The 24,717-nt window shown below is 68.3% G+C and carries 22 protein-coding genes; 16 read left to right on the top strand and 6 right to left on the bottom strand.

From position 1 onward, the window contains the following. Nucleotides 1-154 precede the first annotated feature (154 nt). Complete coding sequence (locus ABS361_19240) at nt 155-1,198, top strand: NAD(P)-dependent oxidoreductase (protein XBY44154.1); 1,044 nt, start codon at nt 155-157, stop codon at nt 1,196-1,198. A gap of 297 nt (nt 1,199-1,495) precedes the next feature. Next, the gene (locus ABS361_19235) at nt 1,496-2,839 is read left to right on the top strand and encodes a dicarboxylate/amino acid:cation symporter (GenBank protein ID XBY44153.1); all 1,344 of its coding nucleotides are present in this window, start codon (nt 1,496-1,498) and stop codon (nt 2,837-2,839) included. 86 nt (nt 2,840-2,925) lie between these two features. On the opposite strand, the gene ABS361_19230 is transcribed toward ABS361_19235, so the two are convergent. Then, nucleotides 2,926-3,126 (bottom strand): hypothetical protein, encoded by a 201-nt coding sequence (locus ABS361_19230; GenBank protein ID XBY44152.1) that lies wholly within the window; start codon nt 3,124-3,126, stop codon nt 2,926-2,928. A 375-nt stretch (nt 3,127-3,501) separates the two neighbouring features. Here ABS361_19230 and ABS361_19225 point away from each other — a divergent pair, with 375 nt between their 5' ends. Further along, nucleotides 3,502-4,671, top strand: a complete 1,170-nt coding sequence (locus ABS361_19225; protein XBY44151.1) for an MFS transporter — start codon at nt 3,502-3,504, stop codon at nt 4,669-4,671. 46 nt (nt 4,672-4,717) lie between these two features. Here the strand turns inward: ABS361_19225 and ABS361_19220 are convergent, their stop codons facing one another. Next, on the bottom strand, nt 4,718-5,239 hold the full coding sequence (locus ABS361_19220) for a GyrI-like domain-containing protein (protein ID XBY44150.1): 522 nt from the start codon (nt 5,237-5,239) through the stop codon (nt 4,718-4,720). 566 nt (nt 5,240-5,805) lie between these two features. Beyond that, nucleotides 5,806-6,429, bottom strand: coding sequence for a class I SAM-dependent methyltransferase (locus ABS361_19215; protein ID XBY44149.1), 624 nt, complete (start codon nt 6,427-6,429; stop codon nt 5,806-5,808). Between the two features lie 172 nt (nt 6,430-6,601). Here ABS361_19215 and dapF point away from each other — a divergent pair, with 172 nt between their 5' ends. The 9 genes from dapF to yjfF all read left to right on the top strand — a co-directional run bounded on the left by dapF (nt 6,602) and on the right by yjfF (nt 18,369). Beyond that, nucleotides 6,602-7,465 carry a diaminopimelate epimerase gene (dapF, locus tag ABS361_19210; GenBank protein ID XBY46949.1) on the top strand — a complete coding sequence of 288 codons (864 nt, stop codon included), beginning with the start codon at nt 6,602-6,604 and terminating at the stop codon, nt 7,463-7,465. Then, the gene (gene mtaB / locus ABS361_19205) at nt 7,465-8,739 is read left to right on the top strand and encodes a tRNA (N(6)-L-threonylcarbamoyladenosine(37)-C(2))-methylthiotransferase MtaB (GenBank protein XBY44148.1); all 1,275 of its coding nucleotides are present in this window, start codon (nt 7,465-7,467) and stop codon (nt 8,737-8,739) included. Before dapF ends, mtaB begins: the two co-directional genes overlap by 1 nt. Further along, complete coding sequence (gene ftsY / locus ABS361_19200) at nt 8,739-9,956, top strand: signal recognition particle-docking protein FtsY (GenBank protein ID XBY44147.1); 1,218 nt, start codon at nt 8,739-8,741, stop codon at nt 9,954-9,956. The genes mtaB and ftsY overlap by 1 nt, the downstream gene beginning before the upstream one ends. A 142-nt stretch (nt 9,957-10,098) precedes the next feature. Further along, the gene (locus ABS361_19195) at nt 10,099-11,004 is read left to right on the top strand and encodes an SMP-30/gluconolactonase/LRE family protein (protein ID XBY44146.1); all 906 of its coding nucleotides are present in this window, start codon (nt 10,099-10,101) and stop codon (nt 11,002-11,004) included. A 150-nt stretch (nt 11,005-11,154) separates the two neighbouring features. Beyond that, nucleotides 11,155-13,437 carry a glycoside hydrolase family 3 N-terminal domain-containing protein gene (locus ABS361_19190; protein ID XBY44145.1) on the top strand — a complete coding sequence of 761 codons (2,283 nt, stop codon included), beginning with the start codon at nt 11,155-11,157 and terminating at the stop codon, nt 13,435-13,437. Between the two features lie 282 nt (nt 13,438-13,719). Beyond that, complete coding sequence (gene ytfQ, locus ABS361_19185) at nt 13,720-14,682, top strand: galactofuranose ABC transporter, galactofuranose-binding protein YtfQ (GenBank protein XBY44144.1); 963 nt, start codon at nt 13,720-13,722, stop codon at nt 14,680-14,682. A 173-nt stretch (nt 14,683-14,855) separates the two neighbouring features. Beyond that, nucleotides 14,856-16,391 (top strand): sugar ABC transporter ATP-binding protein, encoded by a 1,536-nt coding sequence (locus ABS361_19180; protein ID XBY46948.1) that lies wholly within the window; start codon nt 14,856-14,858, stop codon nt 16,389-16,391. Further along, nucleotides 16,388-17,392 (top strand): ABC transporter permease, encoded by a 1,005-nt coding sequence (locus ABS361_19175; protein XBY44143.1) that lies wholly within the window; start codon nt 16,388-16,390, stop codon nt 17,390-17,392. Before ABS361_19180 ends, ABS361_19175 begins: the two co-directional genes overlap by 4 nt. 2 nt (nt 17,393-17,394) lie before the next feature. Next, nucleotides 17,395-18,369 (top strand): galactofuranose ABC transporter, permease protein YjfF, encoded by a 975-nt coding sequence (gene yjfF, locus ABS361_19170; GenBank protein ID XBY44142.1) that lies wholly within the window; start codon nt 17,395-17,397, stop codon nt 18,367-18,369. 58 nt (nt 18,370-18,427) lie between these two features. On the opposite strand, the gene speB is transcribed toward yjfF, so the two are convergent. From speB to ABS361_19155, 3 genes are read right to left on the bottom strand one after another with little or no spacing between them, the layout of a single operon-like run. Beyond that, nucleotides 18,428-19,396, bottom strand: a complete 969-nt coding sequence (gene speB, locus ABS361_19165) for an agmatinase (GenBank protein ID XBY44141.1) — start codon at nt 19,394-19,396, stop codon at nt 18,428-18,430. A gap of 29 nt (nt 19,397-19,425) precedes the next feature. Beyond that, nucleotides 19,426-19,716 (bottom strand): hypothetical protein, encoded by a 291-nt coding sequence (locus ABS361_19160; protein ID XBY44140.1) that lies wholly within the window; start codon nt 19,714-19,716, stop codon nt 19,426-19,428. Further along, nucleotides 19,677-20,156, bottom strand: a complete 480-nt coding sequence (locus tag ABS361_19155; protein ID XBY44139.1) for a TSUP family transporter — start codon at nt 20,154-20,156, stop codon at nt 19,677-19,679. The genes ABS361_19160 and ABS361_19155 overlap by 40 nt, the downstream gene beginning before the upstream one ends. A 244-nt stretch (nt 20,157-20,400) precedes the next feature. Between ABS361_19155 and ABS361_19150 the strand changes: the two genes are divergently transcribed. The 4 genes from ABS361_19150 to ABS361_19135 all read left to right on the top strand — a co-directional run bounded on the left by ABS361_19150 (nt 20,401) and on the right by ABS361_19135 (nt 24,705). Beyond that, nucleotides 20,401-21,573, top strand: coding sequence for an extracellular solute-binding protein (locus tag ABS361_19150; protein ID XBY44138.1), 1,173 nt, complete (start codon nt 20,401-20,403; stop codon nt 21,571-21,573). 156 nt (nt 21,574-21,729) lie between these two features. Beyond that, nucleotides 21,730-22,812, top strand: a complete 1,083-nt coding sequence (locus ABS361_19145) for an ABC transporter ATP-binding protein (GenBank protein XBY44137.1) — start codon at nt 21,730-21,732, stop codon at nt 22,810-22,812. After that, a complete protein-coding gene (locus ABS361_19140) occupies nt 22,805-23,824 on the top strand; it encodes an ABC transporter permease (protein ID XBY44136.1) in 1,020 nt (339 codons plus the stop codon). Before ABS361_19145 ends, ABS361_19140 begins: the two co-directional genes overlap by 8 nt. Then, entirely contained in the window at nt 23,821-24,705 is an 885-nt protein-coding gene (locus tag ABS361_19135) for an ABC transporter permease subunit (protein XBY44135.1), read from the top strand. The genes ABS361_19140 and ABS361_19135 overlap by 4 nt, the downstream gene beginning before the upstream one ends. Nucleotides 24,706-24,717: the final 12 nt, after the last annotated feature.

Raw genomic sequence — 24,717 nt, 5'->3', positions numbered from 1 at the left:
GCGCTGGCGGGCGTTGACCTCCGGGATCCAAGTCCCGGTCGGCGGGTCGTCGACGAAAACATCGGCGAGAGGCGCGTGCTATGGCGCAAATGCGCGGGAGAGTCAAGGAAGGGGGCGCGCGGCCGTCCTATGAGCGGACCGAACGGCGCCCGAGGTGCCCTGGTCGGGTGCGGCACCGGGCGGCAGCCATCGCGCAGGCAGTCTATCGGCCACTCATATACCAGATTATCGTGCCTCCCGAACACGGCGGCGATCCGCCGATCAAAAATCCCGGGAGGGAACGACAATGACCAGCGAACGCATCGGATTCATCGGCCTCGGTTTCATGGGCCGTGGCATGGCGGCGAACCTGCTCGCGAAGGGGTTTCCGCTCACCATTCTCGGCCATCGCAACCGCGCGCCCATTGAAGCGCTCGTCGCCAAGGGCGCGACCGAGGTGAAGACGCCGGCCGAGGTCGCGCGCGCCTCGACGATCGTATTCCTCTGCGTGACCGGTTCGCCCGAGGTCGAAGCCAACATGCGGGGCCCGAACGGCCTCCTCGCCGGCGCCGCGCCCGGCACCGTCATCATCGACTGCACCACCGCGGACCCGACCTCGACGTTGCAGCTCGCAAGCGAGGCCGCGGCCGCGGGCGTCACCTTCGTCGATGCGCCGCTCGGCGGCACGCCGGCGCAGGCCGAGGCCGGCCAGCTCTCCGCCATGGTCGGCACCGACGAGGCGACCTATGCGCGGATCGAGCCGGTGATCCGCGCCTGGGCGGCGAAGAGCGTTCGCATCGGTGCGGTCGGCGACGGCCACAAGATGAAGCTGCTCAACAACTTCGTCTCGCTCGGCTACGCCTCGATCTATGCCGAGGCGCTCACCCTCGCCCAGAAGACCGGCATCTCGCCGCAGGTGTTCGACAGCGTGCTGCGCGGCAGCCGCATGGATTGCGGCTTCTACCAGACGTTCTTCGACTGGGTGATCAACCGCAATCCCGAGGCGCACAAGTTCACCCTCGCCAACGCGCTGAAGGACGTGCGCTATCTCGACGGTCTCGCCAACGCGGCCGGCGTGGCGAACCCGGTCGGCTCGGCGGTGAAGAACGCCTTCGCGACCGCGGTGGCGAGCGGCCACGGCGGCGACTTCGTGCCGACCCTGTCGGACTTCGTGGCCGGGCTCAACGGCGTCTCGCTCGCGCCCGATCCCGACGCCTGAGCCCGAGCCTGGCGAAGCGGCATTGAGACTTTTGTCTCGATAAGGGCCGGAAATGGGCGGAATGTCGGGAATCCACAACTCGACGAGCCCCTCTCCCCGGGTGCATTTGCCGTCCTCAACCGCACGCCGAGGGAGCGCGCGGTCGCCGTCGCGCAAGTGGGTGGCAGGTCCCGCCAGGGACCGGTGCCACCGCCTCCGACCCGGTCAAATCGATCCGATGGGCGAAAGCTCCGGTTCGCGGCCGACGAGGAGCGCGAGCGGCCCGGCAAAGATCCGCCGCCCCGGGGAGAAACGTTCATGGCCACGTCAGCCGCCGCAGTCGTTCACGAGAAGAAGCCGCTCTATCGCGTGCTCTATGTCCAGGTCCTGTTCGCGATCGTGCTCGGCGCGCTCGTCGGCTGGCTCTATCCCGATTTCGCCAAGAACGACTGGATCAAGGCGCTCGGCGACGGCTTCATCAAGCTGATCAAGATGGTGATCGCGCCGATCATCTTCTGCACCGTGGTCTCCGGCATCGCCCATGTGCAGGACGCCAAGAAGGTCGGCCGCGTCGGCGTCAAGGCGCTGATCTATTTCGAGGTCGTCTCGACCTTCGCGCTCGTGCTCGGCCTGATCGTCGGCAACGTCGTACAGCCGGGCGTCGGCTTCGCCGGCAAGGCGCCGGACGCCGCCGCGGTGGCGAACTACGCCAAGCAGGCGGCCGACATGAAGCCGGTCGACTTCGTCATGCACATCATTCCGGACAGCGTGGTCGGCGCCTTCGCCGCCGGCGACATCCTGCAGGTGCTGCTGTTCTCGGTGCTGTTCGGCTTCGCCCTGCTCGCCATGGGCGACAAGGCCAAGGCACTGCGCGGCTTCATCGACGAGGCCTCGCATGCGGTGTTCGGCGTGATCGGCATCGTCATGAAGGCCGCCCCGATCGGCGCTTTCGGCGCGATGGCCTATACCATCGGCAAGTTCGGCCCGGCGGCGATCTCGAGCCTGCTCGGACTGATCGCGACCTTCTACATCACCGCCGCGCTGTTCATCTTCGTGGTGCTCGGCATCATCGCCAAGCTGGTCGGCTTCTCGATCTTCCGCTTCATCGCCTACATCAAGGACGAGCTGCTGATCGTGCTCGGCACCTCCTCGTCGGAAAGCGCGCTGCCGCAGCTGATGGGCAAGCTCGAGCGCGCCGGCTGCGCCCGCCCGGTCGTCGGCCTCGTGGTTCCGACCGGCTACTCGTTCAACCTCGACGGCACCAACATCTACATGACGCTGGCCACGCTGTTCATCGGTCAGGCCATGGGCGCGCATCTGACCTTCGAGCAGCAGCTCGCCATCCTCGCGGTCGCCATGCTGACCTCGAAGGGCGCCAGCGGCATCACCGGCGCCGGCTTCATCACGCTCGCCGCGACGCTGGCGGTCATCAACCCGGCGCTCGTCCCGGGCATGGCGATCGTGCTCGGCATCGACAAGTTCATGAGCGAATGCCGCGCGCTGACCAACATCACCGGCAACGGCGTCGCCGCGATCGTCGTGGCCGCTTGGGAAGGCGAGCTCGATCGCAAGAAGCTCGCCGAGGCGCTCGCCCACCCGCTCGCGCATGCCGCCGAGCCGACCCTGCCGGTCGGAACGCCCCCGGCGGTCGCCCAGCACTGAGGATCGCGATCCGCTCGGATCATCGAACGGCCGGAGCCCCGCTCCGGCCGTTTTCTTTGCGCCCGAGCGCGGGACCGGCGATCGCTTCAGCGCTTCGTCGCACCCGCGAACCGGCGCAACGCATCGACCGCCGCAGCGACCCGCGCCGCCCGGCCGTTCTCCGGCCCGGCCGGACCGACATAGGTGACGCCGCCGCCATAGTCGTCGAAGTCCTCGGCCGACAGCGGCACCGGATCCAGGCAGTCGAAACCGGTCGGGGCTCCGGTGGGACGCATCGCAAATGTCATCAGATCCTCCTTCGGAACCGGCAAGGCCGTGTCGATGGTCGATACTTGAGCAGACCAAAGACGCCCAATAAAAACGGACTCAAGAAAGATCGACCCTTACCGAGCTTGAGCTCGACCTTGTAACAAACATCGATCTTTGTTCCATTTCATTATCACTTTTTTACAGAGACGCATCATCCATTCGCTGTCGCCCAACCCGTATTCGGTTTTCTACTTTCAAATACTGTCATGCTGACGCTCGGCCTCGCCGCACGATCGCGGTTGTCGCGAGCGCCAAAACCGTGGACAACGGACCCTCCACCGGAGCGCCGCGTCCCGATGTCCTCGAAACCGCCTCTCTTCGAACCCGCGCGCCGGCTCCCGACCGTCCCGGCCATGCCGAAGACGGTCTGGGCGCTCGGCATCACGTCGCTGTTCATGGATGTCTCATCGGAGATGATCCATGCGCTGCTGCCGGTGTTCCTGGTCGGCACGCTCGGCGCGTCGGCGACCCTGCTCGGCGTGCTGGAGGGCTTTGCCGAGGCGACCGCGCAGATCGTCAAGATCTTCTCCGGCTGGCTGTCCGACCGGCTCGGCAAGCGCAAGCTGCTCGCCGTGCTCGGCTACGGCATGGCGGCCTTCACCAAGCCGGCCTTCCCGCTCGCCTCGACCGTCGAACTGGTGATCGCGGCGCGCATGACCGACCGGGTCGGCAAGGGCATCCGCGGCGCCCCGCGCGATGCCCTGATCGCCGACGTGACCCATCCCGACATTCGCGGCGCCGCCTTCGGGCTCCGGCAGGCGCTCGACACGGTCGGCGCCGCGATCGGCCCGGCGGCGGCGATCGGCCTCATGATGGTGTTTCACGACGACATCCGCACGGTGCTCTGGTTCGCGGTCGTGCCGGCGTTCCTGGCGGTCGCGGTGCTCGCGCTCGGGGTCGAGGATCGCGGCGTCGAGCCGGTCCGCTCGCGCGCGCCGATCCGCCTGGCGGATGCGCGCGATTTTCCCCGTGCCTATTGGGCCGTGGTGCTCGCCGGCGTCATCTACACGCTGGCGCGCTTCTCCGAGGCGTTTCTCGTCATCCGCGCCAATGCCGCCGGCCTGCCGGTCACCTGGACGCCCGCGGTCATCGCGGCGATGAGCATCGTCTATGCGGCGGTCGCCTATCCGGCCGGCCGGCTGCAGGATCGCCTCGGCGGCCGGCCGTTGCTGGTGGCGGGCCTGGTCGTGCTGATCGCCGCCGATCTGGCGCTCGGCCTCGCGACGGATCTCACCGGCGTCTTCATCGGTGTCGCACTCTGGGGCGCCTCGATGGGGCTGAGCCAGGGCGTGCTGTCGGCGCTGGTCGCCGCCACCGCGCCGGCGGCGCTACGCGGCACCGGCTTCGGCCTGTTCAATCTGGCGAGCGGCGTCGCGATGATCCCGGCGAGCATCCTCGCGGGGATCGTCTGGGACCGTATCGGCCCGGGCGCGACTTTTCTGACCGGCGCCGGTCTGGCGCTCGCCGCTGCGGCGGTCGTGATCGCCCTGCCGACCGATCGGCCGGCGAGGACCATTCCGTAGACCAAGGCACCCGTCAGTCAGAGCTGCCCGTTCAAGGCTGCCCGGTCTAGGGCTGCTCAGTGAACACGTAGATGTTGGTGACCATCTTGTCGGCCGGCGTGTTCGCCGGGTCCGACGGATATTCCTCGATCACCCGGAGCACCTGCAGGTTCTTGGCGGCGAGGTAGTCGAAGATCTTGTTGTAGACCGCCTCCAGCCCGTCGAACGAGCCCCTGTGCACGAACTTGAGCGCGCGGCCGGTCGGCGAGCGGCCGCGCTCGATATCCTCCGGCAGGTTGTCGCCGGCCTCGTCGGCGAGCGGCACCATGGCCTTGAAGCCAAAACTCTCGTCGTCGCTCTCGGTATATTCGACCATGGGCGGCCCGGCCTGCTTCAGGCCGGCCTCGCGAATCGCCGCGAAGATCTGCTCGAACGAGCGGCCGAGCTCCTTCTCGGCCTCCTCCCAGGTCGCGGTGCCGGTCATCGACAGGACCGGCCGGTCGGGCAGCAGGATGCTCTCCGGCTCGGCCGTCTGCGCCGGCTTCGACGGCTCGGCCGGCGCCGGGGACTGGGTCGCACCCGGCGCCATTTCGCTCGGGGACGTCGGCGTCGGCAGCGAAGAGGCCGGCGGCGTGGTGGCCGGCGGCGTCTGGGCTGGAGGTGTCTGGGCTGGAGGTGTCTGGGTCGGCGCCGCGGGGAGCAGGCGCCTGAGCGGCGGGGGCAGGCGTAACGGGTGCCGGCGCAACAGTCGCCGGCGCTCCACTCGACGGGGCCTCCGGGGTCGCAGGCGCAGTCGGAGCGGTCGGCTTGGCCGGTTCCGGGGCCGGCGCGGTCTGGCCGAGCGCCCCCACGCCCGGCCCTGCCGCCATCGCGGCCGCCAGCGCGAGCGTGGCGAGCGTCTTCATCGAACTGGTGGTCATGCCGTCCTCCCGAAAGATCCGGCTCGCCCGCCCCCGGCTCGCCCGCGTCCCCCCGTATCGCCCACGGTTCATCGTCCATGGGCCAGCCGCCCGAACGGGCGTTCGCCTTCCATCGCATGTTCCGATGACGCCCGGAACTCCGAACTTGCGACAGCGGAGCCGCCTTGTGGATTTCGCGGCGCGCAGACGCGCCGAATACCGCAACGTCATGGCGTAACAGGCATTTCAGCCCTGCTCACTCCCCGCCGAGGGGGCGAGGCGCCTCGAGGGCCCAGCGATGGCGCGGTCCGACCGCCGCGATGCGCTGCACGATCTTCATCGCGCCGCCGGAACAGAAACGCCCGTCGAGCTCGCCCTGTTCGAACGCCACGATCACCAGCCCCGTGGCGATCGCGAGCCTCGCCAGTTCATTGGCCCGGAGATGGAAATCGGTCTGCGTCGGCCGGCCGTGGCGCTCCTGGCCGGGCCCGAAGGTCTCGTAGATCAGGAGCCCGTCCTCGGCGACCGCGGCGGCGATCGTCGGCAGGATCGGCCGCCAGAGATAGTTCGTGACCACGACCGCGTCGAAACGCCGGTCGGCGACCGGAAATGCCGCGCCGGTCTCCAGGTCGGCGACGATCGTCTCCAGCCGCGGATGCGTTGCCGTCTCGCCGAGTCGAGACAGGTCCCGATCGATCGCCGTGACCCGGTAGCCGCGTTCGAGCGCCAGCCGGACGTGGCGCCCGGTGCCGCAAGCGACGTCGAGCACCGAGCCCCCCGCCGGCACCCCGGCGAGGAACCGGCTCACCCACTCCGACGGCACCTGCACGCGAGCCCAATGCGGTTCATCCGGCGCGGCGGCGGGGGGCGTGTCGTTCATGACGGAAGTCTCCTCGAACGGCGGGCGGACCCGACCCCGTTCATCCTGGCAGCGGGGAATTGCGCCGCTGCTTCTGGTGTTTTGCCGCGGACTTGCGCATATAGAACGGAAATCCGGCCTCGCGACATTATCGGGCGACACAATGACCGCCAATACGATCCCCTTCCGCAAGATGAACGGGCTCGGGAACGACTTCCTCGTTCTCGATGCCCGGCGCGAGCCGCTGCGCCTGTCGCCGGAAGCGATCATGAAGCTCGCCGACCGCGCGACCGGCATCGGTTTCGATCAGATGGTCACGATGGAACCCTCCGAGGCGGGCGCGACCGCCTTCATGCGGATCGACAACGCCGACGGCACCGAGGTCTCAGCGTGCGGCAACGCCACGCGCTGCATCGGCTGGCTGCTGATGCAGGAGGAGGGCTCCAAGGCGGTGACCATCCAGACCCGCGCCGGCCTGCTGCGCGCCTTCGATGGCGATGCGCCGGAATGGATCACGGTCGACATGGGCACGCCGCGCTTCGGCTGGGCCGAGATTCCGCTGGCGGAACCCTTCGCCGACACCCGCGCGATCGAGCTCCAAATTGGCCCGATCGATGCGCCGATCCTGCATTCGCCCTCGGTCGTCAACGTCGGCAACCCGCATGCGATCTTCTGGGTCGACGACGTCCAGGCCTACGATCTCGAGAAGATCGGCCCGATGCTGGAGCATCATCCGATGTTCCCGGAACGCGCCAACATCTCGCTCGTGCAGGTGACCGGCGAAGGCTCGCTGATCCAGCGCGTCTGGGAACGCGGCGCCGGCATCACGCGCGCCTGCGGCACCGGCGCCTGCGCCGCGGCCGTTTCCGCAGCCCGCACCAAGCGCACCGGCCGGACCGTCCGTGTCACGCTGCCGGGCGGCGATCTCGTCATCGAGTGGCGCGCTTCCGACGACCACATCCTGATGACCGGCCCGGTCGCGACCGACTTCGTCGGCGAACTGGATCTCGACACGCTCGCCTTCCGGGTCGTCGACACGCCGCAGGCGGCCGAGTGATGGGCGTCGAGGTCGTCACCTTCGGCTGCCGGCTCAACACGGTGGAATCCGAGACCATGAAGACACTCGCCGAGAAGGCGGGGCTCGAAGACGTGGTCGTGGTCAACACCTGCGCCGTCACCGGCGAAGCGGTGCGCCAGGCGCGCCAGCAGATCCGCCGCCTGAAGCGCGAGAACCCGACCGCGCGCATTGTCGTGACCGGCTGCGCCGCGCAGGTCGAGCCGGAGACCTTCGCCGGCATGGGCGAGGTCGATCTGGTGCTCGGCAACGACGCCAAGCTCGAGGCCGAGAGCTGGAACGGTCTCGGCGGCGCCTTCGGCATCGGCGAGACCGAGAAGGTGCGCGTCAACGACATCTTCTCGGTCAAGGAGACCGCCGGCCACCTGATCGAAGGGCTCGAAGGCCGCACGCGCGCCTTCGTCCAGGTCCAGAACGGCTGTGACCACCGCTGCACCTTCTGCATCATCCCCTACGGCCGCGGCAATTCGCGCTCGGTGCCGGCCGGCGCCGTGGTCGAGCAGGTCAAGCGCCTCACCGGCAACGGCTATGCCGAGGTCGTGCTGACCGGCGTCGACATCACGAGCTGGGGCCAGGACCTGCCCGGCACCCCGCGCCTCGGCGCGCTGGTGCAGAGCCTCCTGAAGCATGTGCCGGACCTCGAACGCCTCCGGATCTCGTCGATCGACAGTGTCGAGGCCGACCCCGCGCTGGTCGACGCCATCGCGACCGAGCATCGGCTGATGCCGCACATGCACCTGTCGCTGCAGGCCGGCGACGACATGATCCTCAAGCGCATGAAGCGCCGGCACCTGCGCGACGACGCGATCCGCTTCTGCAACGATCTGCGCGACCGCCGGCCTGAGATCGTGTTCGGCGCCGACCTGATCGCCGGCTTCCCGACCGAGACCGAGGCGATGTTCGAGAACTCCCTGGCGTTGGTCGACGACTGCGGGCTGACGCATCTGCACGTCTTCCCGTTCTCGCCCCGCCCCGGCACGCCGGCCGCGCGCATGCCGCAGCTCGACCGCGCGACGATCAAGGCGCGCGCCGAACGGCTGCGCCTGAAGGGCGAGGCCGCGTTGCAGGCCCACCTCGATGCCGAGGTCGGCCAGCTCCGCCGCGTGCTGGTCGAGAAGGCCGGGCTCGGCCGCACCGAACAATTCACGCTCTGCGAACTTCAACCCGGACCGGCCGCGATCGCCGAGCCGGGCGAGATCCTGACCGCGCGCATCACCGGGCACACCGCCCGCGCGCTGATCGCCGAGGCGGCTTGATGACCGAGAAACGCGGGTTCTGGAAGTCGCTGTTCGGGGGCAAGGACCAGCCGGCCGAGGCGCCTATCCCGGCCGAGCCGCACGACCGCGCGATGCCCGACGCCGAACCGCCCGTCTCGGAAACCGAGGCGGAAGCGCTGTTCGAGCATCCGGAGAGCACGGCCAAGGACGTGATCGAAGTCGCGCCGGAGCCGGCTCCGGCGACTGCCCCCGCCGTGGCCCCGCCCGTCACCGTTTCGCCCGTCACCTTTTCGGGCATCACCGCGCCGCCCGTCCCCGTTCCGGCCGAGCCGGACAAGAAGAGCTGGTGGCAGAAGCTGAAATCCGGCCTGGCGCGCACCTCTTCGTCGCTGACGACCGGCATCACCGCGATCTTCACCAAGCGCAAGCTCGACGGCGCGACGCTCGACGAGCTCGAAGACATCCTGATCCAGGCGGATCTCGGCCTGCCGACGGCGATGAAGATCACCGAGGCGCTGCGCCGCGACCGCTTCGACAAAGAGATCTCCGACGAGGAGGTCCGCGCGGTGTTGGCCCACGAGGTCGAAAAGGTCCTCTTACCCGTCGCCAAGCCGCTTGCCATCGATACGAGCTTGAAACCGCACGTGATTCTGGTCGTCGGCGTCAACGGCACCGGCAAGACCACCACGATCGGCAAGCTGGCCCAGATGCTCGGCCGCGAGGGCCGCAAGGTCACGCTCTGCGCCGGCGACACGTTCCGCGCCGCGGCGATCGACCAGCTGCGCATCTGGGGCTCGCGCACCGGCGCATCGGTGATCGCCCGCGAACCCGGCGCCGACGCGGCCGGGCTCGCCTTCGACGCGCTGAAGGCCGCCAAGGCCGACGGCTCGGACGTGCTCGTCATCGATACCGCCGGCCGGCTGCAGAACAAGGCCGAGCTGATGGCCGAGCTCGAGAAGATCGTCCGCGTGATCAAGAAGCAGGATCTGTCCGCCCCGCACGACGTGCTCCTGACGCTCGACGCCACCACCGGCCAGAACGCGCTGAACCAGGTGGAGATCTTCGGCAAGGTCGCTGGCGTCACGGGCCTGGTCATGACCAAGCTCGACGGCACAGCGCGCGGCGGCATCCTGGTCGCGATCGCGGAGAAGTTCCGCCTGCCGGTCCATTTCATCGGCGTCGGCGAAGGCGCCGACGATCTCGAGCCCTTTGAAGCGTCCGACTTCGCCAAGGCGATCGCCGGGCTCGACGGCTGAGGCCCGTGCCGGCGCTGCCATGACAGCGCGATCGGAAAACTTCTTTTCGTCCGAGCCTTGACGCTCTCCGCCGCTCCGGGTCTCACTCTCCGCAACGAGGCGCCGCCGCTTCAATCCGGCGCCCGACGAGGGGAGAGAAACCATGGTCGCGAGCCCGTACGAGATCCTCGATCCGCGCTTTTCCGCGCTGATCATCGGCCACGCGCTGCCCGAGCGGCTCTATACCGGCTGCCGCTGGTCGGAGGGCCCGGTCTATGTGCCGGCGGCGAAGTCGCTGCTGTGGTCGGACATCCCGAACGACCGGGTCATGCGCTACGACGAGACCGACGGCTCGGTCTCGGTGTTCGAGCACCCCTGCGGCTACCACAACGGCCACACGATCGATACGGAAGGCCGCGTGATCGCCTGCGAGCACGGCGGCCGGCGCGTGTCGCGGCTGGAGCATGACGGCCGGTGGGTCGCGCTCGTCGACCGGGTCGACGGCAAGCGGCTGAATTCGCCCAACGACGTCGTGGTGAAGTCCGACGGCACGATCTGGTTCACCGACCCGACCTACGGCATCGATTCGGACTACGAGGGCCACGCCGCCGAGAGCGAGATCGGCGCCTGCCATCTCTATCGCTTCGATCCGAAGACGGCCGTGACCACCGCGATCGTCACCGACATGGTCCGCCCCAACGGTCTCGCCTTCTCGCGCGACGAGACCGTCCTCTATGTCGCCGACACCGGCGCCACCCATTTCCCGGACGTCGCGCCGGTGATCCGCGCCTATGACGTAGCGGCCTCCGGCGACCGCGTCGCCAACGGCCGCGTGTTCGCGACCTCGCCGGCCGGCTTCTTCGACGGCTTCCGGGTCGACCGGCTCGGCAACATCTGGACGTCCAGCAACGGCGCCGTGCTGACCTATGCTCCCGATGGCACGCTGATCGGCCGCATCCCGATCCCAGAGATCGTCTCCAACGTCACCTTCGGCGGCCCGAAGCGCAACCGGCTCTACATCACCGCGCAGACCTCGCTCTATGCGATCTTCCTCAAGGTGAGCGGCTGAAGCCGTTGGCGATTCATCACGATCGCAAACAAGTGGTGCGAGGCGCTCACATGCCCGTGACGCAACGGCGTCTCGCACCGCACGGGGTTTGACGCGCGGAACTTCGGACGGCAAAGGTTCCGCCACCTTCCTCCGCCACGGGACCCCGCCATGCCCGCGACGCCCGCCGCCCGGCTCAGCCCGCGCCGCCGTCTCCTCGCCGTTCTCGCCCCACTCGCGATCACCGTCGCCGCGACCCTCACGGGCCTGCCGCCCGTCACCGGCCTCATGCCGGCTCTGGCGGCGGAGACGGGCTCCGTCTCCGGCCCGCGCGATCCGGCGATCGAGGCGAAGATCGCCGATATCGTCTCGCGCATGACGCTCGAGGAGAAGGTCGGCCAGATGTCGATGGGCTCGTGGTCGGCGACCTTCGACGAGAGCGAGATCGATCGTGGCCTGATCGGTGCCATGGCCAACATGCCCGATGCCGCGACCATGGCGAAGTTCCAGGCCCGTGCGCGGGCCGCCAGGCGCGGCATCCCGCTGATCTTCGCCCGCGACATCATCCACGGCTACCGGACGCTGTTCCCGGTGCCGCTCGGGCTTGCGGCAAGCTTCGACGAACGGGTCTGGGAGACCGCGGCCGAGTTGACCGGCCGCGAGGCCGGGGCGCAGGGCGTCAACCTCGCCTTCGGCCCGATGATCGACATCTCGCGCGACCCGCGTTGGGGCCGCGTCGTCGAGGGGCCCGGCGAGGATCCGTTCCTCGCCCGCGGCTTCGCGGCCGCGAGCGTGCGCGGCCTCGCCAAGGCGGGCCTCGGCGCGACGCTGAAGCACTTCGTGGGCTATGGCGCGGTGCGTGCCGGACGCGACTATGCCGAGGCGGACCTGTCGACGCCGCTCTTGCGCGACGTCTATCTCGCCCCGTTCAAGGCCGGCCTCGAGGCCGGCGCGCCGGTGATCATGGCCGCCTTCAATGCGCTGAACGGCGTGCCGCTGCCCGCCAACAGGCGCATGCTGACCGATCTCCTGAAGACCGAATGGGGCTTCGACGGTTTCGTGATCTCGGACTGGGATTCGGTCCGCGAGCTCCTGAACCACGGCGTCGCCGGCAATGGCGCACAGGCCGCCGAGCGCGCCGTCATGGCGGGACTCGACATGGAGATCGCCGGCCACTTCTTCCGCGACAACCTGCCGGAGCTGGTCCGCTCCGGGCGCGTGCCGATGACGCGCATCGACGATGCCGTCACCCGCATCCTGCGCACGAAATTCCGGCTCGGCCTCTATGACCCGGCCGAAACACGCCGCGATCCCGATGCGACCCAAGCCGAGGCCGCGCTCGCCCGCCCGGAAACCCGCGCAGCCGCGCGCGATCTCGCCCGCCGCTCGATCGTGCTGCTCAAGAATCGCGACGAGATCCTGCCGCTGGCGAAGACCACGAAGCGCATCGCCGTGATCGGCGCCGCCGCCCGCGATGCGTCCGACCACATGGGCGCCTGGGGCGCGCTCGGGCTGCGCACCGACGCGCCGGTGGTCTACGAGGAGCTGAAACGCCGGGTCGGCCCGACGACGACGCTGACCTATGCCGAGGGGTGCGACGACGAATGCACCGAGACCGGCGGCTTCAATCGCGCGGTCGCGACCGCCGAGAAGGCCGATCTCGTGATCGCCGTGCTGGGCGAGCCCTGGTTCATGACCGCGGAATCGACCTCGCGCACGCGCATCGGCCTGCCGAACCACCAGCAGGCACTGTTCGATCGCCTGGCCAGGACCGGCAAGCCGATCGTGCTGGTCGTCTTCGCGGGCCGGCCGATGGTGCTGACCGAAGCCGCGTCGAAGGCGCGCGCCGTGCTCTATGCCTTCTCGCCCGGCACCATGGGCGGCCCGGCGCTGGTCGACATCCTGATGGGCGAGGCTAACCCCTCCGCCCGCCTGCCGATGACCATGCCGCGCCACCTCGGCCAGGTGCCGCTCGCCTATGACGACCTGCCGACGGGCCGACCGAAAGGCCTCGACGAGGACGACGACCTCTGGTCGCGCTACATCGACGAGGAGAACACGCCGCTCTACCCGTTCGGCTGGGGCCTCAGCTATTCGCGCTTCGCGTACACCGACCTGACGCTCGGCGCCCCTACACTCGGCCGCGGCGACACGCTCGTCGCCGAGGCGAGCGTGACCAACCGCAGCGACCGCGCCGGTCGCGAGATCGTGCAGCTCTATGTCCACCAGCGCGTTGCGACCCGCAGCCGGCCGCTCCGGCAGCTGAAGGCGATCGCGGTCGTCGATCTGGCCTCGCGCGAGACGAAGCGGGTCAGGCTCACCGTCCCCGTCGCGGAGCTCGGCTTCCACGATGACGACGGTGCCTATCGGATCGAACCCGGCACCTTCGATGTCTATGTCGGCGGCTCGTCGCTCGCACGGCTGAGCGGGGCGGTGACGCTGCTCGGTGAATGATCTCGTCTTCCCGATCCCGGATCGGCCGCAAGGTCGATCTGGACGCTTGAGTCCGGCCTGCCGGTCGCTGCGAACCACGGCTGCGGCAGCCATTTCGTCATGCCGCATCGCACAACCAGCCTTGCGAAGCCGTGAAGAATCAATCGCTTATCGCCACCGTGCGTTGCAACATATCAAATTCGATATCGTTTTTACCCTTAAATGCATTTGAACGGCATGTCGGCCGGGCCTAAGCTTTTCCCCAGTCGCCCAAAAAGAACGGTGACGTATGGGGAGGTCTTTATGAAGCTCAAGAACATCGTTCTCGGGACCGTCTGCGCCTTGGCCATGATGAGCGGATCGTCCTTCGCCGCTGATCTGACCGTCGGCTTCTCGCAGATCGGCTCGGAATCCGGATGGCGCGCGGCGGAGACTTCCGTCACCAAGCTCGAAGCCAAGAAACGCGGCATCGACTTGAAGATCGCGGACGCGCAGCAGAAGCAGGAGAACCAGATCAAGGCGATCCGGTCCTTCATCGCCCAGGGCGTCGGCGCGATCTTTGTCGCCCCGGTGGTCGCCACCGGCTGGGACGACGTGCTCAAGGAAGCCAAGGACGCCAAGATCCCGGTCGTGCTGCTCGACCGCACGATCGACAGCAAGGACGACAGCCTCTACCTGACCGCCGTCACCTCCGACACGGTCTACGAAGGCCGCGTCGCCGGCGAATGGCTGGCCAAGACGGTCGGCGACAAGCCCTGCAACATCGTCGAACTCCAGGGCACCGTCGGCTCCTCGCCGGCGATCAACCGCAAGAAGGGCTTCGACGAGGCGATCGCCAAGCACCCGAACCTCAAGATCACCCGTTCCCAGACCGGCGACTTCACCCGCGCCAAGGGCAAGGAAGTGATGGAGAGCTTCATCAAGGCCGAGAACGGCGGCAAGTCGATCTGCGCGGTCTATGCCCACAACGACGACATGCAGATCGGTGCGATCCAGGCGCTCAAGGAAGCCGGTCTCAAGCCGGGCAAGGACATCCTGATGGTGTCGATCGACGCCGTGCCGGATCTGTTCAAGGCCATGGCGAACGGCGAGGCCAACGCCACCGTCGAACTGACCCCGAACATGGCCGGCCCGGCCTTCGACGCGGTCATCGCGTACAAGAAGGACGGCAAGATGCCGCCCAAGTGGATCCAGACCGAAAGCAAGGTCTACCTGCCGGACACCGCCGCCAAGGAATACGAGGCGCGCAAGGATCTCGGCTACTGAGAGGGCGCAAGGGTGCGCGGCGCCTGACCCGCGCCGCGCGCCCGGGCATTCCCCGAGGGGGGGCTGATCGCCGTGCCGCCCGGCCGGACGGCACGGTGACGGCGTTTCGCCCGACCCGTTCCGCGTCGGCCGCGGCCGATGCGGACCCGTGTAAGCAGGATTGTGAGATCCGGATGGTGGCAGGCTCCGAGCCCGTCCTCGAGATCCGAGGGCTGACCAAGACGTTTCCCGGCGTGCGGGCGCTCGATGCGGTCGATTTCGATCTGCGCGCCGGCGAGGTACATGCCCTCCTCGGCGAGAACGGCGCCGGGAAGTCGACCCTGATCAAGGTGATGACCGGCGTCCTGTCGCGTGATGCCGGCGAGGTCCGGCTCGACGGCACGCCGATCGATCCGACCGATACCGCCGATGCCCAGCGGCTCGGCATCGGCACGGTCTATCAGGAGGTCAACCTGCTGCCGAACCTTTCGGTGGCGGAAAACCTCTATCTCGGCCGCGAGCCGACCTGGTTCGGCTTCCGTCGCGCGGCGCGGACCAACGCGCTCGCCCGTTCGCTGCTCGCCGACTACGGCCTCGACATCGACGTGCGCGCCGCGCTCGGCGACTATTCGGTCGCCGTGCAGCAGATCGTCGCCATCGCCCGCGCCGTCGATCTGTCGGGCAAGGTGCTCGTGCTCGACGAGCCGACCGCCAGCCTCGACGCCGGCGAGGTGCAGTCGCTGTTCACCACCGTGCGCCAGCTGACCGCGCGCGGCATCGGCGTGATCTTCGTCACCCATTTCCTCGATCAGGTCTTCGCGCTCTGCCAGCGCGTGACCGTGCTGCGCAACGGCCGCAAGGTCGAGACCCGCGACATCGAGGGCCTGAAGCGCATCGACGTGATCCGCGCCATGCTCGGCCGCGAGCTCGAACACGAGACCATCGGCCGGCACGGCGGCCGCGGCGCGCCCGGCGAGAGCTTCATGTCCTTGCGCGGCTACGGCCGGCGCACCTCCGTGGCGCCCTTCGATCTCGACATCCGCGCCGGCGAAGTGATCGGCGTCGCCGGCCTGCTCGGCTCCGGCCGCACCGAGACCGCGCAACTGCTGTTCGGCATCGACGAGGCCGACAGCGGCACCGCGACCGTCGATGGCGCCGCCCAGCGTATCGCCTCGCCGCGCAAGGCGGTTTCGCTCGGCTTCGGCTTCTGTCCCGAGGATCGCAAGACCGACGGTATCGTCGGCGACCTCGGCGTGCGTGAGAACATCATTCTGGCGCTGCAGGCCCGGCGCGGCTGGCTGAAGCCGCTCGGCGCCGCCGAAAGCCGGGCGATCGCCGACAAATTCATCAAGGCGCTCGACATCCGCACTTCGGACGCCGACAAGCCGATCAAGCTCCTGTCCGGCGGCAACCAGCAGAAGGCGCTGCTGGCGCGCTGGCTCGCCACCGAGCCGCGCTTCCTGATCCTCGACGAGCCGACCCGCGGCATCGACGTCGGCGCCCATGCCGAGATCATCCGCCTGATCGAACGCCTGTGCGCGGAGGGGCTCGCCCTGCTGGTCATCTCAAGCGAGATCGACGAGATCGTCGCCTATGCCGATCGCGTCCTGGTGCTGCGCGACCGAGTCCATGTCGGCATGCTCGAAGGCGACGCGGTCGGGGTCGAGAGCATCGTCCGCGCCATCGCCGCGGAGACGCCGGCAAGCTCGCAAGCCGGAGCCGCCGCATGACGCTCGCCTCCCGTCCCTTCCGCATCGGTCTCGGCGCGCTGCCGCAGATCCTGACCCTCGCGGCCGTGCTGTTCGCCAATTGGTGGTTCTTCCCGGACTTCTTCCAGATCCGCCTGCAGGACGGCCGGTTGTTCGGCAGCGTCGTCGACGTGCTCGTCCGCGGCGCGCCGGTGGCGATCCTGTCGATCGGCATGACGCTGGTGATCGCGACCAAGGGCGTCGACCTGTCGGTCGGCGCGGTCATGGCGATCGCCGGCGCCACCGCCGCGACGCTGGCGACCGGCGATCACAGCCTCATCGTGATCCTTGCCGCCGCGCTCGGCGTCGGCCTCCTGTGCGGGCTCTGGAACGGCATCCTGGTCGCCGTGCTCGACATCCAGCCGATCATCGCGACGCTGATCCTGATGGTGACCGGCCGCGGCATCGCCCAGTTGATCACCAATGGCGTCATCGTGACCTTCACCGACCCGTCGCTGATCGCGGTATCGAGTTCGACCGTCTGGGGCCTGCCGATGCCGGTGGTGATCGCGCTCGGCCTCGCCTTCCTTACGGCCGCGATCGTGCGGGCGACGGCGCTCGGGCTCCTGGTCGAGGCGATCGGCGTCAACCGCCGGGCCTCGACCTATGCCGGCGTCGACAGCCGCAGCGTGCTGATCGCGACCTATGCGATCTCGGGCGTCTGCGCCGCGGTCGCCGGCGTCATCGCCGCCGCGGACATCCGCGGCGCCGACGCCAACAACGCCGGGCTCTGGCTCGAACTCGACGCGATCCTCGCGGTCGTGGTCGGCGGCACGTCGCTGTTCGGCGGCCGCTTCTCGATCCTGCTGTCGCTGGTCGGCGCCTTCGTGATCCAGGCGATGAACACCGGCATCCTGCTCTCCGGCTACCCGCCCGAGATGAACCTGATCGTGAAGGCGCTGGTGATCCTGGCGATCCTGGTGCTGCAATCGCCGGCCTTCTTGCGGATTCTCCGCTTCTTCCTGCCGCGCAAGGGGGCCTGACGATGGGACGCAACCTGCCGCTCGTCGCGACGCTCGCGGTCTTCGTCGTCGCCTATGCGCTCTGCGCCGCGCAGTTCCCCACGATGCTGTCGCTGCGCGTGGTGCTGAACCTCCTGACCGACAACGCCTATCTCGGCATCGCCGCGGTCGGCATGACCTTCGTGATCCTGTCCGGCGGCATCGATCTGTCGGTCGGCTCGGTGATCGCCTTCACCGGCGTGTTCCTGGCCGTGACGATCCGCGCCGGGCTGGACCCGCTGGTCGCCTTCGCGCTGGTGCTGGTGATCACCACCGCGTTCGGCGCGGTGATGGGGCTGATGATCCACTACCTGGAGACGCCGCCCTTCATCGTCACGCTCGCCGGCATGTTCTTCGCGCGCGGCGTCTGCTTCCTGCTGACCACGGATTCGATCCCGATCGCGCATCCGACCTGGAGCGCGATCTTAGGCCTGAAGTGGGTCATGCCCGGTGGCGGGCGGCTGACGCTGATCGCGCTCATCATGCTCGCCGCGACGCTCGCCGGCATCGTGCTCGCGCACTTCACCCGCTTCGGCACCTACGTCTACGGCATCGGCGGCAACCGCACCTCGGCCGGGCTGATGGGCGTGCCGGTGGTGCGCACCACCGTCGGCATCTATGCGCTGTCGAGCGGGCTTTCCGGGCTCGCCGGCATCGTCTTCGCGCTCTATACCTCGGCCGGCTACTCGCTCGCCGCGACCGGTGTCGAGCTCGACACGATCGCGGCGGTGGTGATCGGCGGCACGCTCCTGACCGGCGGCGTCGGCACCGTCGCCGGCACCTTCGTCGGCGTGCTGATCCAGGGCCTGATCCAGACCTACATCACCTTCGACGGCACGCTGTCGAGCTGGTGGACCAAGATCGTGATCGGCGCGCTGCTGTTCGCCTTCATCCTGCTGCAGCGCGGCCTCGTCTTCCTCGCCGCCCGCGGCCGGAAGGCGAGGCTCGTTCCGGCCTGATCGGCAGGCGCGGCGACGCCCGGAGCGCCGCCGCGAGCCGTCGCCGTGGCGTACCCGCTCAGGCTTGCCGCGCGTCCTTCGCCTGGGCCAGCACGCACAGCATCTCGAACAGGATCGTCACGCCGGACATGGTGGTGAGCCCGCCGATGTCCCAGGGCGGCGACACTTCGACGAGATCGCCGCCGACGAAATCGACGCCGGCGAGCGCGCGGATCAGACGCTGGGCCTCCCGGACCGTGATACCGCCCATCTCTGGCGTACCGGTCCCGGGCGCCTGCGACGGGTCGAGGCTGTCGATATCGAAGGAGAAATAGGTCGGCCCGTCGCCGACGATCCGGCGCGCCTCCTCGGCCGCCCAGGCCCAGCCCTTGTCGGTGAACTCCTCGATCTCCACGACCCGCATGCCGGTGTCGTAGGAGAAGTCCCACATGTCCGGCACGTTGAGGCTGCCGCGGATGCCGATCTGGATCACGCGCTTGGGGTCGAGCAGGCCCTCCTCGACCGCGCGGCGGAACGGCGCGCCGTGGTGGAAGCGCGAGCCGAGATAATCGTCGCCGGTGTCGCAATGGGCATCGATGTGCACCATGCCGACCGGGCCGTCCTTGGCGACCGCGCGCAGGATCGGCAGCGAGATCGAATGATCGCCGCCGATCGACAGCGGCATGATTCCGGCCGCGCAGACGTCCTGGAAGAAGGCGCCGATCTCCTGATGCGCGCCTTCGAGCTCGTAGGGCTTCTCGACCCAGGCGTCGCCGAGATCGGCGCAGCGCACCAGCTCGAACGGCGAGATGCCGCTCGCCGGATTGTGTTTGCGGATGAGCGAGGACTGGTTGCGCATCTCGCGCGGACCATGGCGCGTGCCGGTCCGGTGCGTGACGCCGCCGTCGAACGGAACGCCGATCAGGCCGATGTCGATATCCTCGAGCACCTCCGCATAGGGCAGCCGGAAGAACGTCGGGATACCGGTGTAGCGCGGCTGGAGCTGGCGGTCGGCCATGGCCGGGTAACGTTCGATTTTCTTGATCATGCGGAAGAACCTTCGGAAGCGTATGCCGATCAGGCGGTGAACAGGCTGCGGATGAGGCTGATCGCCGCCGCGGCGGCGATCGACCAGGCGGCGATGCGACGCCACAAGCCGGCGTCGATCTTGCGGAACAGCCGACCGCCGACGAAAGCGCCGGCGACGGCCGGAACGGTGAGCAGCGCTGTGGTCTGCAGCGCCTGCGTCGAGAGACCGAACTGGGCGGCACGCAGCCCGACCACGAACAGGTCGAGCACGCCGAAGAACACGATGACGTTGGCGCGGATCACCGCCGGCGCCGCGCCGATCGCGAGGAACCAGACCACCGCGAAGGGCCCCCGACCGCGAAGGCCGAGACGAGAGCCCCGACCAGAAAGCCGGCCACGCCCGCCGCGAACGGCGTGGCGAGCGCCGGCAGTCGCGCATGCACGAGCGAGATCAGCGCAGAGACGAAGATCGCGAGGTTCAACACCGGCTTGACCGCCGCCGCCGGCAGGGCGCCGACCCCGTAGAGCCCGGCGACCGCCCCGAACACGCCCCCGAGCGTCATCGGAACGAGCCAGCGCAGGTCCATGTGCGGTCGGACGTTGTCGCCGATCAGCAGCACCGTCAGCACCAGCTCGAGCATCAAGACCGTGGGCGTGACCAGTTCGAGCGGCCAGAATTGCCCGATCCCCATGACCGCCAGCAGCGAGAAGCCGAACCCGGTCATTCCCCGCAGGATACCCGCGAGGAACACGATTGCTGCCGCGGCTGCCGTCAACATATGCAGATCCTAGAATGACGCTCAAAAAAGCACCAACGCACTCTGCCGCAGAGGGGTGAGCGAAGGCTAGGCTTTTGCGATCGGTGCCGAGCAGGGCCGATGCGCACGGGAAGCGGATCTTTATTGAACGGTCGATTCATTCGGGTTCGGCGGGCGGCTCTGGCGGGCTTTGTCCGTGACCCGAGGGCATTGGCCTGGATCGTGCTTTTCCAGGCGCCGGCGTTCCCCTGGAGACGATCCGCCCATGAGCAAGAACCGTGACAATCGATCCGAGACCGTGAAGACCCTCGCCGCGGCGAAGGGCTTCACCCGTCGTACCATGCTGAAGGCCGCGGCCGGCGCCGGCGCCATCACCGCGACCGGCCCCTGGTACGTGAAGGACGCGCTGTCGTCCTCCGGCACCCTGAACCTGCTGCACTGGGACGACGAACTGCCGAACCCGGTCATCCCCGAGTTCGAGAAGAAGACCGGCATCAAGGTCAATTCGACGCCGTTCTCCCAGAACGAGGAGCAAATCAACAAGCTGCAGGCGACCGGCGGCGAAGGCTTCGACCTCTGCCAGCCGACCCATGATCGCGCGCCGCAGTTCAAGGAAATCGGCGTGCTGCAGCCCTTCGACACGAAGAAGCTGAAGCTCGACAACCTGCTGCCGGCGATGCTGAACGGCTCGACCAGCATCTGGACCTGGGACGGCAAGCTCTACCACGTGCCGCACTGCTGGGGCTCGGAAGCCATCTCCTGGCGCACCGACCTGACCACGCTCGACTACAAGACCCTGTCTTACGGCTCGCTCTGGGATGAGCAGTACAAGGGCAAGGTCCAGGGCCGTCCGCACTCGCTGCTGCTCGGCATCGGCCTGTGGCTCGACGCCACCGGCAAGGTCCCCTCGAACCGGATGGCGGATGCCTTCAAGAACGAGGAGAACATGAAGAAGATCTACGACGAGATCCTCAAGTTCGCGATCTCCAAGAAGTCGTGGATCAAGCAGTTCTGGGACTCGGCCGACAACACCAAGTCGGGCCTGCTCGAGAACGGCGTCGTCATCGGCCAGACCTGGGACGGTCCGGCCCTGTCCCTGAAGAAGCAGGGCAAGCCGGTCAGCTACATGGCGCCGCAGGAAGGCGCGATCTCCTGGCTCGACGGCTGGGCCATGCCGACCGGCGCCAAGAACGTCGAACAGGCCTACGCTTGGCTCGAATACGTCCACTCGCCGGAGACCTCGGCCAAGGTCGCCGACGGCTCGGGCTACAACCCGGTCTGCAAGGGCTCCGACGCGTTCCTCTCCGAGGTCGCCAAGAAGAACTTCCAGGAAGCCTATCCGGGCGATGCGATCTCGAAGCTCTGGAACCGCATCCCCGAACCGTCCTGGTTCGCCGAGCTGCGCACCCAGTACGCCGAGAAGTTCAAGGCGGCCTGATCGAAATCGGTCTCGTGAGGGATCCCCTCGTGATCCGAGGCGCACGTTCCGCGTGCGCCTCGCCATGAGGGGATCTTTCTCGGCGCCCGCGCGTCCGCGTCGGCACCTCGCATCTTCGAAAGCCCCCTTCGAAAGCCCCCAGGAGCCTCGCTCTTCATGACCTCTGCGGTACAGCTCGACGGCGTCAGTGTCCGGTTCGGCGATTTCACCGCCGTCGACGACGCCCGGCTCGACATCGCCCCCGGCGAATTCTTCTCGTTTCTCGGGCCCTCCGGCTGCGGCAAGACCACGCTGCTCAGGACCATTTCCGGCTTCGTCGAGCCGACCGCGGGCCGCGTGCTGATCAACGGCCGCGACATGCGCGGCATCGGCCCGAACGCGCGGCCGACCGCGCTGATCTTCCAGAACCTCGCCCTGTTTCCGATGATGTCGGTCGCCGACAACATCGGCTACGGTCTGCGCGTGCGCGGCGTGCCGAAGAAGGTACGCATGGCGAAGGTCGAGCAGCTGCTCGACCTGATCGCGCTGCCCGGCCAGGGCGGCAAGCGCGTCGACGAGCTCTCCGGCGGCCAGAAGCAGCGCGTGGCGATCGCCCGCGCGCTCGCCGTCGAACCGCAGGTGCTGCTGCTCGACGAGCCGCTGTCGGCCCTCGACCTGAAACTCCGCCAGCACATGCGCAACGAGCTGCGCGCGATCCAGCGCCGCGTCGGCATCACCTTCATCTACATCACCCACGACCAGGGCGAGGCCCTGACCATGTCCGACCGCATCGCCGTGATGAACCGCGGCGTGATCGAGCAGGTCTCCGACGGCCGCACGCTCTACGAGACGCCGCGCACCGCCTTCGTCGCGAGCTTCGTCGGCGAGAACAACGCGCTCGCCGGCAAGGTCGCTGACGGTGCCGACGGCGAGATCGCCATGATCGAGACCGAGGTCGGTCCGCTCGTCGGCGTCAACGCCCGCAAGCTCATGCACGGCTCCGACGCCGTGCTGTTCGTGCGCCCCGAGGCGCTGGCGATCGGCCGGGCCGGCGGCGCCGGCATCGCCGGCCGCGTGGTCGAAACCGCCTTCGAAGGCACCGTCACCCATGTCGGCGTCGCGCTGCCGAGCGGCCGCAAGCTGACCGTGACGCTCGCCGGCGGCGCCGCGCGCGACATCCCGGCCGAGGGCGCGGACGTGACGCTGACCTATGCGCCCGCCGATGCGGTCGTGCTGCCGCCGGACGTGGCCCATGCATAGTTCGATCGGCCAATTCGTCATCTACGGCCTGCCGCCGCTGGTGGTCGCGGCCTTTTTCGTCATGGCCTGGACCGAGCGCCGTCGGCTCGGGGACGCCGCTCCGCCCGGCTTCGTCGCCCGCAACGGCTGGCCGGTCGCGACCTTTCTGATCGTCGCGGTCGGACTCTGGACCGTGTTCATGATCGTCATGCCGCTGATGGCCATGATCGATCTGTCGTTCCGCCCGAAGCTGCCGCCGCCGCAGTGGGGCGGTCCGAAGGACTTCTACACGCTTGAGAACTACAAGTACTTCCTGTTCGGCTCGACCACCTCGACCGCGAGCTGGAACGTCACCCACCTGACCGCCTTCTTCCTGACCATCTGGGTCTCGATCATCATCACGGTGCTCGACTTCCTGATCTGTTACCCGCTCGCCTTCTACATGGCGCAGGTGGCGAGCAAGGCGCGGCTGCGCTTCGTGCTGCTGCTGCTGATTGCGCCCTATTGGGTCAACGAGATCCTGCGCGCCTTTGCGTTCCGGCTCCTGTTCGGCACGCAGGGCGTGATCAACAACGCGCTCGTCGCGATCGGCGTGCTCGATCAGCCGATCGACTTCCTCGCCGCCGACGTCGCGCTCTATGCCGGCCTCGCCTACGCCTACCTTTTGATGATGATGTTCGCGCTCTACAACGCGATCGAGACGCTCGACAAGAACCAGATCGAGGCCGCCCGCGACCTCGGCGCACCGTGGTGGCACATCCACACCTTCATCGTGCTTCCGCATGCCAAGCCCGGCATCGCCTCCGGCGCGACGCTGGTGTTCATGCTGACCGCCGGCGCGCTCGCCGCGCCGCTGATCCTCGGCGGCCCGCGCAGCCTCTGGTTCACGCCGATCGTCTACGACCGGTTCTATCAGGCCTTCAACTGGCAACAGGGCGCGGCCTATGCGCTGATCCTGCTCGTCGCCTGCATCGTCTTCGTGCTCGGCGTCCTGAAGATCTTCCGCCTGCGCCTTGGGGAGATCGCCCGATGACCGCCGCTCATGTCAGGAAGGCCCTGTTCGGCTTCTACATCCTGGTGTTCTTCGCCTACCTGTTCGGGCCGCTGGTGATCATGGGCATCACGGCGTTCAACACGCCGGCCTACCCGACGGTGAGCCCGTTCGAGCGCTTCACGCTCGACTGGTTCTCGGTGCTCGCCGCCGACAAGGACCTCGTCTACGGCCTGAAGAAGAGCCTGTGGATCGCCGTTCTGGTCGTGCTGGTCTCGGTGCCGATCGGGCTCGCCGGCGCGATGGTGATGAGCCAGATCTACGCCCGCGCCCGGTCGTTCTACTATCTGGTCGTCGTCTCGCCGGTGCTGACCCCGGGCGTGATCATCGGCATCTCGACGGTGGTGTTCTGGCGCCAGACGACGAACTTCACCGGCACCAAATTCATCTACGACGGTACGGTGCTGACCGTACTGGCGCAGTCGAGCTTCATCGCGGCCTACACGATGCTGATCTTCCTCGCCCGGCTCGCCCGCTTCGACCGGACGCTGGAGGAGGCCGCGCTCGATCTCGGCGCGACGCGCGCGCGGGTGTTCTTCGACATCCTGGTGCCGTTCCTGATGCCGGCGATCGCCTCCGCCGCGGTGATCGCGTTCCTGTCGTCGTTCGAGAATTACAACACCACGACCTTCGCGATCCTCGCCGACAAGACGCTGACCACCGTGCTCGCCGGTCGCGTCCGCCAGGGCACGACGCCGGCGCTCTCGGCCCTGGCGGTGACCATCGTCGCGATCACGGTCCTCGGCGCGATCCTCTACGAGATCCTGAAGCGCCGCGAGGAAGCGAGGGCCAGCCGCCGCGCGGCGGTGGCGGCCCGCGCCGAGACTCAGGAATTCGCTGTCGCGCCGGCGGCCGCGGAGTAAGCTCCCACGCGA

The sequence above is a fragment of the Ancalomicrobiaceae bacterium S20 genome (assembly GCA_040269895.1).
Lineage (GTDB): Bacteria > Pseudomonadota > Alphaproteobacteria > Rhizobiales > Ancalomicrobiaceae > Methyloraptor > Methyloraptor flagellatus.
This window is presented reverse-complemented; position numbering and strand designations above follow the sequence as displayed.